Source organism: Streptomyces sp. NBC_01716, from assembly GCF_036248275.1.
Taxonomy (GTDB): domain Bacteria; phylum Actinomycetota; class Actinomycetes; order Streptomycetales; family Streptomycetaceae; genus Streptomyces.
Genome location: NZ_CP109181.1, coordinates 6,846,967 through 6,865,534 on the forward strand (window position 1 = coordinate 6,846,967; position 18,568 = coordinate 6,865,534).

An 18,568-nucleotide genomic window follows, 5' to 3' on the forward strand; every position below is an offset into this window, starting at 1 on the left:
CCGTTCCTGAGCAGCGGGTCAGACGACCCGGAGGTGGATGGAGGGGAGCCGGGTGGACGTCGCGCGGAAGTCCGTGCCGGCGGTGAGCGGGACGCTTGCGTGGACCGAGCCGGCCAGGATGATGTCTCCGGCGTGCAGAGTCGTGCCCAGGGAGGGCAAGCGGTGCGTCAGCCAGGCCAGGGCCTTGAACGGATCGCCGAGAATGTCGCGCCCTTCCCCGGTACCGGCCACCTCGCCGTTGGCCGTTGCTGTGACCCGCTCGGTGCCGAGTTCCCAGGACACGTCGAAGGGGACGGGCTCCCCGACAATGACGCCGGCGCAGGCGGCGTTGTCGGCGATGCAGTCGACCAACGTGATGTTCCAGTCGGTGAAGCAGGTGTCCAGGATTTCGAAGGCAAGGAACACCTCGGCCACGGCGCTGCGGCACGTATCCAGATCAGATGGTGCTGACAGGTCGCGTCCGAGCCGGAAGGCGATCTCGGTTTCGATCCTGGGGTTCATGAACTCGGCGGCACGCAGGCAGCTACCACTCGACCCGACCATGCCGTCGAAGATGAATCCGGAATCGGGCTCGCAAATGCCGATCTGCTCTTGCATGGCAGACGACGTCAAGCCGATCTTGTGACCGGTGACCTCGGCGCCCGCCGACACCCGCCGCTCCACGTTGATCTGCTGGATTCGGTACGCGTCTTCGAGAGTCAGATTCAGATACGGAAAGCGCCCGGACAACCGCGGTACGGGAACACGGGAGCGGGCAGCGGCAGCCAGTTCCTCGGCCAGGACGAGAAGACTGCCCGGTACCTGGTCTTCCTGATAAGTCGTCATGGTTCCTCCCTTGCAGACCGGTGGAGTTATGGCCCAGGACGTTCGGTAGGCCCTGGGTACGAGGGAACCTCGCTGGTGGTGGGGTTGGGGAGAGGGCCTGCTGTGAGCTGCAAATGGGTTTGCATCTGGTGCAAAAGCCCTGCGGTGATGGGCGTCCAGCGCCTACGGTGGACGGGGCGCGGCTTCGGTCGGTGACGGGAGCGGGGTATGGGTGAGGTCAGGGCAACGCCGGGAAGCCGGGCGGAGGACGCTCATCTGGGGGAGGTCATCCGGACTGAACGCGGGAAGCAAAGGATGACGATCGCTCAGCTTGCCGCGAAAATGGGCTACTCGATCGCACAGGTATCGCGGTACGAGACCGGGAGGTCGTCGCTCGCGGACGTCGCCACACGCAGGCTGTTCATCGACGCGCTCGGGCTGCCGCCGCAGGCGCTCGGTCTGGCGCCGGACGTTCCGGTCGATGACCACGGCCGGGCCCCTGACGTGTTCGCCGAGTACCCACGCCTGCCTGCCTCTATGGTGAGAAACCTTGGCAGCGAGGATGGTGAGGATGCGGTGCGGCGTAGAAAGTTGCTGGCGAACCTGGCGGTCACCGCAGCCGCAGCCGCCGGCACCCCGCTCATGTTGGGAAGCACGGGCAATAGGGACACGCTGATCGGTGACGTGCTCGTCGGCCGGCTGCGAGACGCGATGCTCGGGCTCGGCGGCGAGGTGCTGCCCGAACCGGTGCAACTGTCCGTCGAACTGGGCCGCGCCGTTGCGGACTTCCATGCTTGCCGGTACGACAGTCTCTCGTCGCGGCTGCCGCTGGTGATCCGCTCCGGGCACGCGCACAGCGTCAGCGGGAATGGCCAGCATTTGGTGCTGGCCAAGGCGTACGTGCTGGCAACCCGGCTGCTGGTCAAGTTCGACGAACAGCAGCTCGGATGGATGGCTGCCGACCGCGCACGACAGTTGGCCGAGGCGGACGGCAACACTCTCGCCATCGCCGAGTCCGCCCGGCAGATCGCAGTGCTGGCGCGGAGAGCCGGATGGCACCACGAAGCGATGTCGATCGCGCTGACCGCTGCCGGTACGCCTGGCTTGCGCGAGGCGGGACATGACGGGACGGCGCAGCGGGGGCTGCTGATCCAGTCCGCCGCCTACAGCGCCGCGCGTGACGGCGACGCGGACGCCATGCGGGAGATGACCGCCGAAGCTGCCGCCATCGCACGGGAGCTGGGCAGTACGACCCGCTTGCGGGACCACGGCGGCGGGTTCAGCGCGGCGATGGTGCAACTGCATCTGATCTCGGCGGAGAACTCGACCGGCGACCCAGGCGCGGCACTGACGGCGGCCCGCGCCATGACCCCGCAGAGCCTGCCCACCGTCGAGCGGCGCGCTCGTTACTTCACCGACGTGGCTGCGGCGCTTGGGCGGTGGGGGCGCCGGGACGAGTGCGTGCGCGCGTTGCTGGCGGCGGAGCAGCACGCCCCGGAAGAGACTCATTCCCGGCCGGCGGTGAAGACCATGGTCTCCGGGCTGCTGGTGTCCGGTCGGACCACCAGCGAACTGAGGGGCCTGGCCGCACGTTGCGGCGTGCTGGTGTAACCGCAGGGAGGGCCTGTCCGGTGGGGTGGACCGGCAGCCCGCGAGTGCTGGGCTCGGGGGCGTGGCCTGTCCGTTCATGGCCCAGCATCCTCACAAGACCTACGGCCACATCAGCTGCGGTACTACCCGGGTCCCGAGCCGGTACGCGCGCAGCGCCTGCTCGGGCGATGAGGTGCGCGTCCGTCGGTGGCCTTCGACGCTGATCACCTCGGAGTGGTCCTCGAACGCCATGCCCCAGGCGGCGACGCGGCCGTCGATCCGGTCGCCGTACTCCTGAACGACAGCGAACAGCCGGGGTGCGTTGTCGGCGACGATGTCCGCGAGGAGGGCGGTGAACTCTTCGCGTCCGCAGAGGGGTTGCATTCCGTAGGGGTCCGGGACGAGCAGGTCGAGGGCGGGGGGCGGTGGGTGGTGTTTGCCATTGCTGCCTCCTTGTCTTTGGAGTGGGCCGCGACGTTGGGCTTACGAGTAGCGTGCCCGGGGAAGCAACAAACTGATCGCCACGCGGCTGCCGGGCGCCCAACTCGCTCTGGAGACCGCGTCGGGACGGATGGTCGACAACCAGTACAGCCAAGACGTGCTCAAGAGCATGGCCGCGCCTATGCGCTGGCGCTCGCCTGATCGAGCACTGGCAGTTCGGCCTGGAACTGAAACAGTCCCGCACCATGACAGACCTGCCCGGCTCCGTGCGGGACCAACTCTCCACCGGGCAGCGGCTGATGCTGCGGACCGCAGGGGTGGTGAAGCGGCGCGACCTCCAGGCTTACCACTTCAGCCCGTTCCGGTTTGCGGACTGACCGCCGCCCCGCCCCCCTCCGCGTCTGTGGCCGCCGGGCGCCCGAGGCCGGGAATCCGCCGGTCTTGTGTACGGGCGTACGCAACTCATGCGTACACTCGTACACATGGGACTTGGATACGGATTGCTCGCCGTCGCCATCGCGGCGGAGGTGGCAGGCACGACGGCCATGAAATACAGCGAGGGCTTCACCAGGCTCTGGCCCTCGCTGGGGGCCGTGATCGGTTACGTGCTGGCGTTCGCCATGCTCGCCCAGACCCTCAAGACGCTCTCCGTCGGCACCGCGTACGCGATCTGGGCCGGCGTCGGGACCGCCGCCGTCGCCGCCATCGGCATGATCTTCCTGAGCGAGGCGGCCACTCCGGCCAAGCTCGCGGGCATCGTGCTCGTCATCGCCGGTGTCGTCCTCCTCAACCTGGGCGGGGCCCACTGATGGCCCGGCGTTACGACCCCGGGCGGCGCCAGCGCATCATCGACGCGGCGATCCGGGTGGCCGGGCGAGCCGGGATCGCGGGGCTGAGCCACCGCACCGTCGCCGCCGAGGCCGATGTGCCGCTCGGCTCCACGACGTACCACTTCGCCTCCCTGGACGAGCTGTTGGTCGCCGCGCTGCGACAGGCCAACGAGGGCTTCGCCGCCGTCCTCAGGGAGAGCGGCGCCCTCGCCGACCCGGGGTGCGACATCGCGGACGAGCTGGCCCGGGTCACCGGGCAGTGGCTCGCGGCGGACCGCACCGGCGTGGAGCTGGAGTACGAGCTCTATCTCGCCGCCCTGCGCCGCCCCGCGCTGCGGCCGGTGGCCGCCGAGTGGTGCGACGCGATCACACAGAGCCTGGCCGACCGGGTCGACCCCGTCACGGCCCGCGCGCTGGTCGCCATGCTCGACGGGATCTGCCTTCAAGTACTGCTCACCGGACGGGAGTACGACGCCGGCTACACCCGCGAGATGCTGGACCGGATCCTCGCCGGGGCGTCGGCGGCCGGTGACATGGCCTCCGCGGAGCACGGCGCGCTCCCGTAGATTGACCGGATGAGCATTCCGCCCGCCAAGTCCGCGCCGGAGCGCGCGCCGGATCCCGGCACAGAGCCCGCGGCTGTCATAGGCCCCGAGATCACCTACGCCGAGTGCCGCCAGTGCGGCACGCTCATCGCCGGGCTCGACGGCCGCTACAGCTGCGGGGTCTGCGGCTGGGTGAACCACCACTCCGAGGGACACCGCCTGCTCCCGCGCCCCGAGGACGACAAGGGCCGCGCCGCGGGCGACAGGGACGACAACCGCCTCGGCTGAACGTTGAATGTCCTGGGCAGAGCCGGCGCGGGCCCGGCGCCGCCACCGTGGCGCACCGTGTGCCCGTACGCCGAGACCGGTTGGCCTCGGCGTACGGGCGCCCGTTAGGTTTCGCTCATGACCGACACGACTGCTACTCGCACCACCGGCGCCGTCGCCGCCGGGCTCGCCACTCTTACCGAGGACGGGACCGTCCTCGACACCTGGTACCCCGCCCCCGTGCTCAGCGACGACCCGGGCCCCGCCGGGACCGAGCGGCTGGACGCCGGCCGTGCGGCCGAACTGCTCGGCGACGCCGCCCGTAAGGCCGTCGGACCCGACACGCGCCGCGGGGTCGAGGTCGTCGCCGTCCGTACGGTCATCGCCTCGCTCGACGACAAGCCCCTCGACGCGCACGACGTGTACCTCCGTCTGCACCTGCTCAGCCACCGCCTGGTCGAGCCGCACGGCCAGAGCCTCGACGGCATCTTCGGTCTGCTCGCCAACGTCGCCTGGACCTCGCTCGGCCCGGTCGCCGTCGACGCGCTGGAGACGGTGCGGCTGAACGCCCGCGCGGAGGGCCTGCACCTCCAGGTCACCTCGGTCGACAAGTTCCCGCGTATGACGGACTACGTCGCCCCCAAGGGCGTACGTATCGGCGACGCCGACCGCGTCCGCCTCGGCGCGCACCTCGCCGAGGGCACCACCGTGATGCACGAGGGCTTCGTCAACTTCAACGCGGGCACTCTCGGCGTCTCCATGGTCGAGGGCCGGATCTCGGCCGGCGTCGTCGTCGGCGACGGCTCGGACATCGGCGGCGGTGCCTCCACCATGGGCACCCTCTCCGGCGGTGGCTCGGAGCGCATCGTGATCGGCGAGCGCTGTCTCATCGGCGCCGAGGCGGGTGTCGGCATCCCGCTCGGCGACGAGTGCGTGGTCGAGGCGGGTCTCTACATCACCGCCGGTACGCGCGTGACGCTGCCCGACGGTGAGATCGTCAAGGCCCGTGGGCTGTCCGGCGCGTCGAACATCCTCTTCCGTCGCAACTCGATCACCGGGAAGGTCGAGGCCCGCCCGAACAACGCGGTCTGGGGCGGCCTGAACGACGTTCTGCACAGCAACAACTGACGCGCGCCGGGCGCGTACGACAGCCGCGTACGCGCCCGCGTGCGGCATACACCACGGGGGACGGGGATCCGATGACGAGGCGATACCGCGCGGCCGGGATGCTGGCCGGGGCGTTCGTCCTGCTGCTGACGACGGCGGGCTGTTCGGAAGTGATCAACGAGATCGAGGCGGAGAAGGGCGGCGGCACCGCGCCGTCCAGACCGGGGCCGCCCCCGTCCTCGTCCGCCGGCCCGCGGCCCTCCGTCGAGCCCTACCCGCCGCTCGCCGAGTCCGCCCCGGCGTCGCCGTCCGCCGGGGCGAGCACGCCCGGTTGCCCGCCGTCGGGCCTCGACGTCGTGATCGGCGGCGAGGACGCCGCCATGGGCCACCGCGTGGTCACCGTCCAGCTCTGGAACTGCGGCGACAAGCCCTACCGCGTCAAGGGCTACCCCGGCGTCGAACTCCTCGACGAGGCCCGTGAGCCCGTCGACGTCAAGGTCACCCATGAGAGTGATTACACCTACACCGGCAGGCGCGACGACCGCCCCCGGCAGCTGACCCTGGCGCCGGACGGCACCGCGAGCGCGGTGCTGCACTGGAACAACCGCGTCACCTCCATCGACGGCGCCCCCACTCCGGGCGCCCATATCCTCGTCACCCCCGCCGCCGGCGAGAAGCCCGTCTCCCTGCCGCTCCCCGTCGATCTCGGTACGGACGGCACCCTGGACGTGACCTCGTGGGCGGCGGACGAACCTGTCAGTGGTCGGTGATCCAATGGGACGTATGGACACCGAACGTGCCGACCCCTCCGACCTCGACGTGCTGCGCGCGGCCTTCCCGCCCGAGCTCCGCAGACCCCCGCTGGGCTGGAACGTCGTCCAGGACTTCGAGCGGGAGCAGGGCATCGTGCTCCCGGAGCCGTACCGCACGCTCGTCGCCGAGATATGCGACGGCAGCGGTGAGGGTCCCGCCGACGTCGACGGGCTGATACCGCTGAAGTCCCTTCCCGCGGACTGGGGTTCGGGCGGGGCGCAGCGCGCGCCCGCGAAGGCTTTCCCGCTCACCGAGGCATGGGTGTGGGAGGACGACCCCCGGCCGTACGAGGAGATAGAGCCGCTGATCGACGAGGTCAGCAACGACGGCAGCATCGTGCTGGGCACGGACGGCTGCGGGCTGTACTGGCACCTCGTCGTCACCGGCGCGCAGCGCGGCCGAATATGGGCCGTCAGCGACGTGGGCGCCGCGCCTTTCGGCAAGGAGCCCGGCTTCGCCGAGTGGGTGGCGCACTGGGCGGAATCCTTCTGATCTCAGGACCGGTTCACAGGTGAGCCGTGTGACCGTCGCGGCCGTGCCGGAGATCGAGAGGGCGGGGCCCGGTTCGTACGAGCTGTACCGCAGTGAGCGGGCGGCCGAGGGCGACACACGCGCGCCGCGCACCTGGGGCCGGCCGCGATCAGCCTCAGCCCCGCCCCGGACAGGGTTTAGCTCCCGGGAAAGCGGTGGTCCGGCCGTATGTGGGGTACGGCCGGACCACCGCCGGTCAGGGGGCGGTGTGCCCGGTCAGAGGGGTCAGGGGCGTCAGGGCGTCAGGGGCGGAAGCGCAGCACCTGCGGGTCGTGGTCGCTGTTCTGGTCGGCGAACTCGGCGTTGATGTGGACGCTGTCGTAGTCGAAGTCGTCGATCGACGGGCTCGTCAGGATCTGGTCGAGAACCTGGCTGTTGCCCTGGTAGACGTACGAGTAACGCTCGGGCGCCGGCAGGGACTTGACCGCCGGGTACAGCGCGCGGTCGGCGGCGAGCGCCTTCGTCGTGGCGGAGAACTCGAAGTCGTTGATGTCACCGACGACCAGGATCCTGGCGCCACGCTGGATCTTCTGGAGGTCCTTCACGAACGCGTTGACGGCCTTGGCCTGGAGGTGCCGCTGCGGCTCGGAGATCCGGTTCGGCGGCTGGTGGTGCGAGACCAGGCTCTCGTCGCCGCCCTTGGAGCCGAAGTGGTTGGCGATCACGATGACCGGCTCGCCCCGGAAGGTGAACTCACCGGCCAGCGGCTTGCGGCTGTTCTCCCAGGCGGCGTTGGTGGGGTCGATCCGGCCGGGGGAGAGGCTCAGGGCGGCCTTGCCGCCCGTGCGTACGGCCTCGGTCGCCGTCGTGGCGTCGCCGCCCGCGCGGTCGGTGAAGGAGACCCGCTCGGGGTTGAAGAGGAAGACCTGACGGATGTTGCCGCCGGGCTCGCCGCCGTCGGTCTTGTTCTCGGGGTCCACGGTCCGCGCCTCGTACGCGGGACCGCCGGCGGCCACGATCGCCGCCGTGAACTTGGCGATCGTCCGGTCCGCGGAGACGGTGCCGTCGTCCGTGGCGCCGTTGTCGTCCTGGATCTCCTCCAGGGCCAGGATGTCCGGCGACGAGAGGTTGCCGACGACGGCGGCGGCCAGCGCGTCGAACTTCTCCTGCGGGTCGGACGGGTCGAGGTTCTCGACGTTGTACGTCGCCACGGCCAGCTCGTCGCGGCGCTGCGCGCGAGTCGTCTCGGGCTTCGCGCCGTTGCCGGTGACCTTCCCGAGCGTGCGGGCGGTCAGCGTGTAGCCGCCGAACTGGTTGAAGTCCAGGGGGCCTTCGGTGTCGCCCGACAGCACGTCGCCGACATCGGCCTTCGGGAACGGCTGCTCGGCGACCGGGGCCAGCTGCTGGATCTGGAGGCGGCCGGTGTTCTGGTCCTCGTACGAGCCGTAGAGCGTGCCGCCCCGGCGGGTCTCGTTCTCGCTCGGCTTGACCGTCACCCACAGCTCCGAGTACGGGTCGGTGGCGCCGACCACGCGCGAGGTGCCGACGCGGACGTTCATGCCCTCCAGCGACTCGTAGTAGTCCAGCGCGTAGCTGCGGGGCTTCAGCTGAAGGCCGTTGATGCTGTTGCCCGTCGCGGCGGTGCCCTTCGGCGTGTACGCGGCCGGGACGGTCTTGGCCGAGACGGTCACCGGCGCGGGCAGCTTGTTGCCGGAGGAGACGACCGTGATCTTCGGCGACGAGAGCTGGGTGAGGGACTGGTTCCCGGAGGCGGTGCCGCCGGGGATGTACTCGGTGACCGTGCCGGACACCTTGACCGAGTCGCCCACGGCGACCGTCGGGGCCGAGCTGGTGAAGACGAAGATGCCCTCGCTGGTCGCGCGGTCCTTGTCCGGGTTCGGGTCCTGGAACCAGAAGCCGCGGGAGGAGCCGTAGGCCCGTACGCCGGTGACGATGCCGGGTACGTCCGCCACCGGGGTACCCACGAGCGGCGATATCCGGCCACTGCCCTGGATGCCGTGGATCCTGATCTCGGCGGCCGAGGCCGAGGAGGATCCGGCGAGCAGACCGGCGGCCAGGGCGGCGGCGACGAGGGCCGAGACGGCGGCGGTTCTCGGTACGGATGAAGGCATTACGGGACTCCGGAAGTGAGGAAGTAAGGAGTGTGGGAGGCGGAGTTGGAGACAAAGTTCTACGCGCGTCACACTCTTGGGTGCGCCCATATGTTGTCAAGGGTGTGCGGGTGTACGCGCGTTGTCGGCCAAGTGAACCGGGTGGGATGGGGTGAAATACGTCTACGCTTGGGCGCCCTGGATCCCGTAAGGCGCAAGGAGAATCACCAGATGTCCGGAGACCGCCCCACTCTGCCGCCGGTGCGGCTGCCCTCGGACGCGGAGCTGGCGCGGGACGCGCTCGCGGTACCGCTGCTCGCCAGGGCGGTCCGCCTCGCCCGCTGGGCCGGGCCGGAGACACGCGTGGGGGCGGGCGGTGAACTCGTCGAGGAGCAACTGCCCGCGGCGGCCGAGGCGCTGGGGCTGATCGGGACCGAGAGCCCCGAACCGACCGAGAGCGACGAGGCGCTGGCGGCGGGGGCACGGGCGGAGGCGGAGGCCGACGCGAGCGAGGCGTGGCGGGTGGCCGTCGACACCGGTCTTGTCGAGGTGGAGGACCCCGGCCAGGACGAGGAGGCGGGCGGGGGTTCCGACGCGGACGGCACCGTGAGCGCCGGGGCCGCGCTCCAACTGATCGCGTCCGGCGGCCCGCAGGACATCCTCTCGCTCTGGCTGGACGCCCTGGACGTCGTCTTCGCCGACGCGACGGCGCCCGTCCTGGAGGACCTGGCCGGCGCCATCGGCGACGACGGCGAGATCGACCTCGACGCGCTGGACTGGGACCCGGAGATGGAGGCCGAGTTCCTGGAGGGAGTCCTCGGCAACCTCTATCTGCTCACCGTCGGCGAGGGCGGGACCGAGCCCGTCCCCGTACCGCTGCCGGTCCTCGCCGCGTCGATGATCGTGCCCGACGACATGGGCGAGCCCACCGACGACGTCCTTGAACAGGTGTCCGAGGCGATGATGCGGCTGGACGACCAGTTCGCGCTGCTTGAGCCGATCGGGCTCGTCACGTATGTGCCCGTGGACGAGGCTCTGATGGTCGAGGACGCCGAAGGCGGCTCCGACGCGGTGCCGTACGGCGACGACGAGGACGTGTCGCGGTACGGCGTGGTCACGCTGACCCCGCTCGGGCTCCACGGGATCAGGTCCCGGATGCGGGACGCGGGCGTGGACGCGCCCGCCGTCGGCGATCTGGCCGACAAGGGCGCCGACGCGCTGCTCGACGGCGTCGCGCACTTCCCGGAAGCGGCTGCCCGCGCCGAGACGGAACAGTGGCTGGCCCGCCGCGAATCCGCCGAAGCGGCGCGCGAACTCCTGCGCGCCGCCAAGGGATCCGACCCCGGCGCCCCGCTGCGCCGGCTGCACTGCCAGCAGGCACTCGCGCTCGTCGGCGCCGAGGCGGAGCCCGCGGTGCGCGAGGTCCTGGACGACGGGGAGCTGGGCGGGCTCGCCCGCGTCTGGCTGGCGGAACTGGGCGCCGCCGACGTGCCGCCGCCGTCCGAGTCGATGATCTTCTGGCTGGCCATCGACACCATCGCCGCCCAACTCGACGCCGAGGGTGAGCCGGTGGAGCTCCAGGAACTGGTGGAGGGCCTGGTCGGCCGGCACAGCGGCTTCTTCGACGCGGTGTGGCGGGTGGACCACCCGGCGACGGCGGACGTGCTGGAGGCGATGGGCCGGCTGCACCAGGACCGCAAGGCGGCGAAGGACGCCCGCAAGGCGGCGTTCAAGGCACGCTCGCGCAAGGGGAGCTGACGGCCGGGCGGGGACCCTCCGCACGGCGGCGGCGGGCCTTACCCCGTTCCCTCAAGTCCGCAGGTACGACGCGCCGTTGAGGTCCAGGACGGTGCCTGACGACCACTCCGCCTCCGGGGAGGCCAGCCACAGGACGGCCGCCGCGATCTCGTCTGCGCTCGCCACCCGGCCGAACGGGCTCTGCGCCCGGATCGCCTCGCCCTCCGCCCCCGTCAGCCGGTCGGCCACCCGTTCGGTGTCGAAGAAGCCCGGCGCGACGGAGGCGACGCCGATGCCGTACGGCGCGAGCGAGACCGCGAGCGACTGGCCCAGCGCGTGCACCGCCGCCTTCGTGGCGCCGTACGCGGGATGGTCGGGCTCGCCCCGGAAAGCGCCGCGTGAACCGATGTTGACGATCCGGCCGCCCGTGCCGCGGTCGATCATGGACCGCGCGGCGCGATGGCTGAGCAGCGCCGTACCGAGCAGGTTCACCGACAGATGGCGCTGCCAGCTCGCCGCCCAGTCCTCGTACGAGGTCGTGGGGAGCGGATGACGCTCGTTCACCGCCGCGTTGTTCACGAGCACGTCGATGCCGCCCAGTGCCTCGTGCGCCGCGTCGGCGATCCGCGCCGCGCCCTCGGGGTCCGACAGGTCGCCGCCCAGCAGCGTGTGGCCCGTGCCGTCGAGGGAGTCCAGGGTGTGGCGCGCGTCCTCCTCACGGGTGCCGTAATGGACGGCGACGCGGTCTCCGTTGGCGGCGAAGGCGCGGGAGACGGCGCGGCCGAGCCCTCGTGAGGCACCGGTGACCAGGACCCGGCGGCCGGTCTGCGGGAAGTTCATGAAGCGGCCCTTCGGAGACGGGACTTGGGAGGCTTGTCGCGGGACGGCTCGCCCGGCGTCAGGCCTAGGGCGTGTTTTAGAAGTAGCGTCGTCCGCCCATCGGGCGGGGCCCACGGCGTCTGGTGCGTGCGATCGCAAGGCGGAGGATCAGCCCCGTAGATGGACCGGACGTACTTGGATGACTCCGACAACGCGGCGAGCGCGCGTGCCAGGCGTCGTGGGCCAGACGGGACTTCTCAAACACGCCCTAGGGCCTGATCCAAACGACAGACCCTAGACGCCGTTGTACGCCCGTACCGCCGACGTGCCGATCCGGCCGTACCAGCCCGACGCGTCGGCCGCGAGCCCGTCGATGATGTCAGGCAGCGACCACGCGCGCAGCGGTGCCCCGTCGGCGAGGCGCAGCGCGGTGCAGGTGTCGCCCGACGCCGCGTAGACCGTCTTGCCCGCGACCACGGGCGGTACTTTCGCGATCCCGGTCAGCCGTCGTGTCCAACGGGGCTGGCCGGACATGAAATCGACGGCCTCCAGGGTGTCCGCCTTCGACCAGTGCAGCACCAGACCGCCCGCCGAGACCGGATCGCGCAGTCCGCCCGTCCGCCGTGGCCAGCTCGTCTCGACGCCGAGCGTGGGGCGCGACCGCAGCCAGCGCGGCTTCCCGTCGGCCGGATCGAAGCCGTGCAGTTCGCCCGCCGTGGCCAGCAGACCGGTGGAGCCCGCCGCGCCGATGGCCGTGGCACCCGGGGTCACGGCGTAGGTGCGTGCGGCGACGGCGACGCGCTCTCCGCCACGGGCGCGGATGATGTGCAGCCTGCCCTCCGTGGTGAGTACGGCGAAGTTCCCCGCGTCCGGCAGCGCGGTGGCGGCGAGGGACTGGCCGGAGTCGGCCTTCAACCCCTCGTACGTCCAGATCGTCCGGGCCGACGCGGCGTCGACACCATCCACCCGCCACCCCAGGGTGGTGGCCAGCAGCAGGGTGCGGCCCAGTACCGCCGGTGGCTGCGTGCGGCCGAGTTCGCGCTCCCAGCGCATCGCCCCGGTGCCCAGATCGACGGCCATCAGCTCCTTCTCGTCCTCCTGGTCCTCGTACGACGAGATCGCCGCACCGTCGGCGACGGTGACCCAGACGGGTGGCAGCCTCTGAATCGGGTCGGCCTCGGCGCGCTTCTTTCCGGAGCCGAGGGCAACGACGGGCAGCCCGACGTCGGGCGCGACCAGAACCCCGTCCGCCACGCCCCACACACTCGGCGCGCTCGCCGTGGCTTCCAGTTCCCAGCGGCCGGCACCGTCCGATGCCGCGCAGGCGCGGACGTAACCGTTGGTACCGCTCAGTCGCCCGTGCAGCAGCAGGGTGCCGCCGGAGAGCAGCAGGGCGTCGATGCCGTCCGGCTCGGCGGTGAGACTCCAGCGGAGCGCGCCCGGGGTCGCCGAGCCCTTCCTGAGGGTGAGTTGGGCGACGCCACCGGTGGTGAGGTCGCCGGAGGGGGAGTTTCCCCAGCCGCGTACGACGGAGACGCCGAGCAGCCCGGTGAGGGAGGTGGCGCCGGCCACCAGCACTCCCCGGCGGGCCAGTTGACGCCGCTCGATGCGCTTCGCGCGCCGGAAGGCGAGGTCGGGACCGGGGGCGCGCCCGCGGTCGGGACGAGGCGCCGGGGGACGGGGGTTCGTGACCTGCTTCGTGGGAACCACCGCCGTCCGCTCGCGCGGCGGGGCCTCGTCGTCCTTTGCCGTGTCGTCACCCTGTACGAGACTCCGCAGCGGCTCCTCGCGCCACCACAGCGGCGCCTGCGGATCGGCTGTCCGCTCCAGCACCTCGCCGACCGAAGGCCGGTGCGCCGGGCCCTTGTTGAGACAGTCGGCGACCAGCCCCCGCAGCTCCGGAGGCACCTCGTCCAGGTCGGGCTCCTCGTGCACGGCCCGGTAGAGCAGGATCGCCACCGTTCCGTCCCCGAAGGGATTGCGGCCGGTGGCGGCGAAGGCGAGGACCGCGCCCAGTGCGAAGACGTCGGCCGACGCCGTCACCGGGGAGTCGCCCGTGATCTGCTCGGGCGCGATGAATCCGGGTGTCCCGATGATGTCCCCGGCCTCGGTCATCCCGTGGTCCCCGAGCGCACGCGCGATCCCGAAGTCGATGACGCGCGGCCCCTCGGCGGTGACCAGGACGTTGGACGGCTTCAGGTCGCGGTGCACGAGTCCCGCGCCGTGAATGCTCGTCAGCGCCTCGGCGAGCGCCGCGCCCAGCGACCGTACGACCGTCACGCCCAGCGGCCCGGCGGCGGCCACCGCCCGCCGCAGCGTGACGCCCGGCAGGTAGGCGGTGGCCAGCCACGGCACTTCGGACGTGGGATCGGCGTCGAGCACCGCCGCAGTGTGCGCACCCGTCACGGCGCGGGCGGCGGCGGCCTCGCGCCGGAACCGCTCGCGGAAGTGCGGTTCGGCCGCGAGGTGCGCGTGCACGGTCTTCACCGCGACCAGCCGGCCACCGGTCGTACGGCCCAGATAGACCCGGCCCATGCCACCGGCGCCGAGCCGGCCGAGCAGCCGTACGGAGCCGAGGGTGGTGGGGTCGCCGGGCAGGAGGGGATCGGTCATGTCAACTCCGGTACGGCGAAGGTGGACAGGGTGCCCGACGCCGACACGACATGTACGAGCCCGGCCTCCGCACCGGCCTCCGCACCGGCACCGCCCTCACCCGCACCTTTGTCACTCCCGGCGCCCTGCCGGACGATCACCGTACGCACCTCGCCCGTCTCGGCCGCCCAGACGAGCGCGCCCGTCGCCGCGTTCCGCGCGTGCACCCCCCACCCGGGGACCTCGCCGATCGCCTCGTCGCCCCCGGGCGCCGTCCCCAGTCCGTAGACGAGCCCGCCGGCCACCGTCAGCGAACCGTCCTCCGGCCGACCGACGTCCGTCGAACTCCAGCGCGTACGGCCGGTTCCCGCGTCGAGTGCCTTCACGGTGCGGTGATCGGCGGTGTGCACGAGCCCGGCGGCGGCCGTGGGGGTGATGGTGGCGTCGGTGTCCTCCTCGGCCTGGTCGAGGGACCACAGCGTGCGCCGGGTCGCGAGGTCGACGGCCTTCAACTGCCCGGCCCGCGCGTAGTAGTGGACGCCGCGGGCGCCGAGATATGACTCCGGATAGCGCGCGCCGCCCGGTATCTGACGGTCGAGTGTGCCGTCGGCGGCGCGCAGCACCGTCAGCGGTTCGTCCGTCTCCTTCTCGTCGGCGGTGAAAGGGCTCGCGGCCGCCACACCGATCCGGCCGTCCCTCTCGTAGAGCCCCGCCACCTCCGCCGGAGCGCCCTCGTGGAACCAGAGGGGTGCTCCGGTGCCGGGGTCGTAACCGTAGGCGCGCCAGGGGCGCTTCTGGGCGGTGCGCCGCTCCCACAGTGTCGTGTACGGGCTGTAGGTGACGACACAGAGGATGTCCGCGGAGACCGAGAGCGCGGAGAGTTCGCCGTCGACCGAGACGACCGGGTCGGACGTGGCGGAACCGCTGGGATTCGGCGGGCGATGAGGGTTGCGCACCATGGGGTTGGCGGACCACTTCACGGCGCCGGTCGCCGCGTTCAGGGCGGTGATCTCGGCCATGAAGATGCCCGAGGAGCGCGCCAGGTGGACGACTCCGTCGCCGGGTACGACGTCGGCGATGTACTCGGCCGGGTAGCTCCAGGCGACGGCACCGGTTCGCGGGTCGACGCGGGTCAGCGCGGAGTCGGAGACCAGATAGAGGGCTTCGCCGTGCCGCAGCGGGGTGGCGTCGCCGATGTCGCGGGTCCACAGGGCGCGGCCGAGTGTGTACGGGCCCGGTGAACCGGAGGGGCCGGACTGCGCCCCGTCGCCGTTCCCTTCGTCGTCGCCGGTGAGTTCGGTGAGCCAGGCGACCGCGCCGATCGCCGCGCCGCCCGCGATGGCCGCTCCGCCCCAGCGCAGAAACCGCCTTCGTGACGCGCCCCGGCCCCCGCTCACGACCGTGTCGGCGCCCGCGCCCGGCGCGAGCGTCGCCCCGGAGGCCGGGCCGTGGACGGTCGCGGCCGGTGCCGGGGGTGCGTCCGCGGGAGCGTCCTGCGGCTCATCCTGTGGCCCATCCCGCGGTTCGTCCCCCGTCTCGGCCGCCGCTTCAACTTCCCCTTCCGCCTCCACCTCCGCCCCCGGCGCCTTCGCGACCAGCGCGGCCACTTCCTCCTCGCGGCGCCGGATCAGACCGGACACCGCCTCCCGCTCCCACCACGGATCGCCGTCGGTCCACGCCGCGCACGCGCTCAACACCTCGGCCACCGTGGGCCGGTCGCCCGGCTCCTGGCTCAGACAGCGCCCGAGCAACTCCCGCCACTCCGGCGCGCCGTCCCCGGCCGTCGCCCCGGCCACCCCGTCGAGATCCGCGGGGCCGTGCATCGTCCGGTACAGCACCTGGTGCACCGGGCCGGTGCCGAACGGCGGACGGCCGGTCGCCGCGTACGCGAGGAGCGCCCCGAGCGCGAACACGTCGACGGCCGGGCCGGGTTCACCCGTCCCCGTGAGCAGTTCGGGCGCGATGAAGCCGGGCGAGCCGACGACCTCACCACTGCCGGTCAGGCTCTCGTCGGCGGCGGTCCGCGCGATCCCGAAGTCGATGACCATCGGGCCGTCGCGCGTCACGACGATGTTCGACGGTTTGAGGTCACGGTGGACGAGTCCGACGGCGTGCACGGCGGCGATGGCCTCCGCCAGCGCGGCCCCGAGCGCGGCGAGTTCGCCGGAAGCGAGCGGGCCGAGGGCCGAGACCGCCCCGGCGAGAGTGGGCCCGGTGCAGAACTCGGTGGCCAGCCAGGGGCGTACGGCCTCCGGATCGGCGGCGAGCACGGCAGCCGTGAACGGCCCCGCCACCGAGCGCGCCGCAGCCGCCTCGCGCCGGAACCGCTCCCGGAACAGCGGGTCGGTCGCAAGGTGCTCGTGCACCGTCTTGACCGCCACCAGCCGCCCCGACGCCGCCCTGCCGAGATGGACCTGGCCCATGCCGCCCTCACCGAGCAGGGCGACCAGCCGATAGCCCCCGAGTTCCTCCACCGTGGCTCCCCCTCCGTGCCTCCGCCGCGTACACGGCCGATCACTGCGACGCGTAATGAGCATCCCAAGGTTCCGGCGTCCTTGGCGATACGGGTAAAACCCGTGGCAGCTCATCGGCCGCTCTCCTAAAGTCATATCTGTCCAGGTGCGAAGGCGGGACCTACTTCCACTGTTAATGGGGCGGTCGCAGGTTCGAGTCCTGCCATCGGCGCACAAGCCGGTGTAGCTCAGTCGGCAGAGCACCTTGTCGGTTCCGCCGGCCTTGATCTCTGGACTTCTCATCGAATTCGGGGGAATTCCCATGGCACGCTTCAACACCCGTCTTTCCGCGCCCCGCGGTAAGTCGCCCGTGCGCTCGACCGGCGGTAACACCCTCACCCACCAGGGCGGCACCGGACATTCGCGCGACGCCAGGTCCGAGCTGTTCCTGCTGGCCGTCGCCAACTTCGTTTCCCAGCAGACTTTCTACGAGTCCGGGGACGACCGGGACAACCGCTTCGCCGGCCTCGTAGGTGAACTCGCCGTCGACGACCCGCGGTGGACGGCCGGTCTGCTGAGCTGGCTGCGCCGTGACGGCAACATGCGGACCGCCGCCATTGTCGGCGCCGCCGAATACGTGAAGGCGCGTCTCGACCTGGACGTCAGCACCGGACCTTCGAACCGTCAGGTCATCGATTCCGTACTGCTGCGCGCCGACGAGCCCGGCGAAATGCTCGGTTACTGGACGTCCCGTTACGGACGCCGGATCCCCAAGCCCGTCAAGCGTGGCACGGCCGACGCGGTGAAGCGGCTCTACAGCGGAAAGTCGCTGTTGAAGTACGACACCGCGTCCAAGGGTTATCGGTTCGGGGACATTCTCAATCTCGTGCACGCCTCGCCCGACCCGGCGAAGGCATGGCAGGGCGAGTTGTTCCGTTATGCCCTCGACCGCCGGCACCACCCCGACACCGCGGTTCCGCCCGCGTCGAACCGCACTCTCATCGCGCACCGCGAGCTGATGGCGCTGCCCGTCGCGGGCCGGCGCGCGGTGATCACGGCTCCCGGCGCCGCCGAGCGGCTGGCGGAGGCGGGCATGACATGGGAGATGCTGGCGGGCTGGCTCCAGGGTCCGATGGACGCGGCGGCGTGGGAGGCCGTCATCCCGTCCATGGGGCCGATGGCGCTGCTGCGTAATCTGCGGAACTTCGACGAGGCCGGGGTGAGCGACGAGGTCGCGGCGAAGGTCGCCGCCGAGCTGTCGGACCCGGCGGTGGTCGCCCGTTCGCGGCAGTTCCCGTTCCGCTATCTCGCCGCCTACCGGCACGCGCCGTCGCTGCGCTGGTCCTACCCGCTGGAGCGGGCGCTCGGCCACTCGCTGGCCAATGTGCCCGCGCTGCCGGGACGGACGCTGATCCTGGTTGACCGCTCGGGCTCGATGTGGTCGCGGCTGTCGGACCGCTCGGAGCTCAACCGGGCGGACGCCGCGGCGATCTTCGGTACGGCGGTGGCGATGCGGGCCGCCGACGCCGATCTGGTCGAGTTCGGTTCGACCAGCGGCAAGGTGAAGTACCGGGAGGGCGAGTCGGTGCTGAAGGTCCTGGCGCGCTTCGGCGATCTGGGTGGCACGGACACGTCGCGGGCGGTCCGGGCGCACTTCCGGGGCCATGACCGGGTGCTGATCGTCACGGACGAGCAGGCGTCGTACAGCCACTACGGCGACCCGGCCGAGCAGGTCCCGGAGCGCGTTCCCGTCTACACCTGGAATCTGGCGGGATACCGGGCCGGACACGGTCCGTCTGGTGGCCGGAACCGGCACACGTTCGGCGGTCTGTCCGACGCCGCGTTCCGTATGGTTCCGCTGCTGGAGGCGGGTCGGGACGCCGACTGGCCGTGGGCGGCCCGACCGCCGGAACGGGGGCCGGGGAGGGCCGTGGGGTCACTGGGGAACGAGTGATCCTGCGGCCCGTGGGTTGTCGGGCATGGCGCGT

At 71.6% G+C, this 18,568-nt stretch carries 16 protein-coding genes and 1 tRNA gene; 11 read left to right on the forward strand and 6 right to left on the reverse strand.

What is annotated here, in order from left to right:
* Positions 1-18: 18 nt before the first annotated feature.
* A complete protein-coding gene (locus tag OIE74_RS30120) occupies positions 19-729 on the reverse strand; it encodes a 2-keto-4-pentenoate hydratase (protein ID WP_329389174.1) in 711 nt (236 codons plus the stop codon).
* Positions 730-1,032: 303 nt separating this feature from the next.
* Between OIE74_RS30120 and OIE74_RS30125 the strand changes: the two genes are divergently transcribed.
* A complete protein-coding gene (locus OIE74_RS30125; protein WP_329389176.1) occupies positions 1,033-2,415 on the forward strand; it encodes a helix-turn-helix domain-containing protein in 1,383 nt (460 codons plus the stop codon).
* Between the two features lie 99 nt (positions 2,416-2,514).
* Here OIE74_RS30125 and OIE74_RS30130 read toward each other — a convergent pair whose 3' ends face one another.
* The gene (locus tag OIE74_RS30130) at positions 2,515-2,778 is read right to left on the reverse strand and encodes a hypothetical protein (protein ID WP_329389177.1); all 264 of its coding nucleotides are present in this window, start codon (positions 2,776-2,778) and stop codon (positions 2,515-2,517) included.
* Between the two features lie 302 nt (positions 2,779-3,080).
* Here OIE74_RS30130 and OIE74_RS30135 point away from each other — a divergent pair, with 302 nt between their 5' ends.
* The 7 genes from OIE74_RS30135 to OIE74_RS30165 all read left to right on the forward strand — a co-directional run bounded on the left by OIE74_RS30135 (position 3,081) and on the right by OIE74_RS30165 (position 6,889).
* Complete coding sequence (locus OIE74_RS30135) at positions 3,081-3,212, forward strand: hypothetical protein (protein WP_329389179.1); 132 nt, start codon at positions 3,081-3,083, stop codon at positions 3,210-3,212.
* A 105-nt stretch (positions 3,213-3,317) separates the two neighbouring features.
* Positions 3,318-3,644 (forward strand): DMT family transporter, encoded by a 327-nt coding sequence (locus OIE74_RS30140; protein ID WP_329389181.1) that lies wholly within the window; start codon positions 3,318-3,320, stop codon positions 3,642-3,644.
* Positions 3,644-4,231, forward strand: a complete 588-nt coding sequence (locus tag OIE74_RS30145; RefSeq protein WP_329389183.1) for a TetR/AcrR family transcriptional regulator — start codon at positions 3,644-3,646, stop codon at positions 4,229-4,231. Before OIE74_RS30140 ends, OIE74_RS30145 begins: the two co-directional genes overlap by 1 nt.
* A gap of 9 nt (positions 4,232-4,240) precedes the next feature.
* Positions 4,241-4,498, forward strand: coding sequence for a hypothetical protein (locus OIE74_RS30150; RefSeq protein ID WP_329389185.1), 258 nt, complete (start codon positions 4,241-4,243; stop codon positions 4,496-4,498).
* Between the two features lie 117 nt (positions 4,499-4,615).
* Positions 4,616-5,605, forward strand: a complete 990-nt coding sequence (gene dapD, locus OIE74_RS30155) for a 2,3,4,5-tetrahydropyridine-2,6-dicarboxylate N-succinyltransferase (protein WP_329389187.1) — start codon at positions 4,616-4,618, stop codon at positions 5,603-5,605.
* A 71-nt stretch (positions 5,606-5,676) separates the two neighbouring features.
* Complete coding sequence (locus OIE74_RS30160; protein ID WP_329389189.1) at positions 5,677-6,354, forward strand: DUF4232 domain-containing protein; 678 nt, start codon at positions 5,677-5,679, stop codon at positions 6,352-6,354.
* 13 nt (positions 6,355-6,367) lie between these two features.
* Positions 6,368-6,889, forward strand: coding sequence for an SMI1/KNR4 family protein (locus OIE74_RS30165; RefSeq protein ID WP_329389190.1), 522 nt, complete (start codon positions 6,368-6,370; stop codon positions 6,887-6,889).
* 281 nt (positions 6,890-7,170) lie between these two features.
* Here OIE74_RS30165 and OIE74_RS30170 read toward each other — a convergent pair whose 3' ends face one another.
* Positions 7,171-9,000, reverse strand: a complete 1,830-nt coding sequence (locus OIE74_RS30170; RefSeq protein WP_329389192.1) for an endonuclease/exonuclease/phosphatase family protein — start codon at positions 8,998-9,000, stop codon at positions 7,171-7,173.
* Between the two features lie 210 nt (positions 9,001-9,210).
* Here OIE74_RS30170 and OIE74_RS30175 point away from each other — a divergent pair, with 210 nt between their 5' ends.
* Positions 9,211-10,737: a hypothetical protein gene (locus OIE74_RS30175; RefSeq protein ID WP_329389194.1), complete on the forward strand. Its 1,527-nt coding sequence runs from the start codon at positions 9,211-9,213 to the stop codon at positions 10,735-10,737.
* 51 nt (positions 10,738-10,788) lie between these two features.
* Here the strand turns inward: OIE74_RS30175 and OIE74_RS30180 are convergent, their stop codons facing one another.
* The 3 genes from OIE74_RS30180 to OIE74_RS30190 form a co-directional block, all read right to left on the reverse strand.
* Entirely contained in the window at positions 10,789-11,556 is a 768-nt protein-coding gene (locus OIE74_RS30180; RefSeq protein ID WP_329389196.1) for an SDR family NAD(P)-dependent oxidoreductase, read from the reverse strand.
* A gap of 273 nt (positions 11,557-11,829) precedes the next feature.
* Positions 11,830-14,148, reverse strand: a complete 2,319-nt coding sequence (locus OIE74_RS30185) for a protein kinase domain-containing protein (RefSeq protein ID WP_329389198.1) — start codon at positions 14,146-14,148, stop codon at positions 11,830-11,832.
* Positions 14,145-16,601 carry a serine/threonine-protein kinase gene (locus OIE74_RS30190; RefSeq protein ID WP_329389200.1) on the reverse strand — a complete coding sequence of 819 codons (2,457 nt, stop codon included), beginning with the start codon at positions 16,599-16,601 and terminating at the stop codon, positions 14,145-14,147. The genes OIE74_RS30185 and OIE74_RS30190 overlap by 4 nt, the downstream gene beginning before the upstream one ends.
* 138 nt (positions 16,602-16,739) lie before the next feature.
* On the opposite strand from OIE74_RS30190, the gene OIE74_RS30195 reads away from it, so the two are divergent.
* Positions 16,740-16,809, forward strand: a tRNA-Asn gene (locus OIE74_RS30195).
* A 93-nt stretch (positions 16,810-16,902) separates the two neighbouring features.
* Entirely contained in the window at positions 16,903-18,534 is a 1,632-nt protein-coding gene (locus tag OIE74_RS30200; RefSeq protein ID WP_329389202.1) for a TROVE domain-containing protein, read from the forward strand.
* Positions 18,535-18,568: the final 34 nt, after the last annotated feature.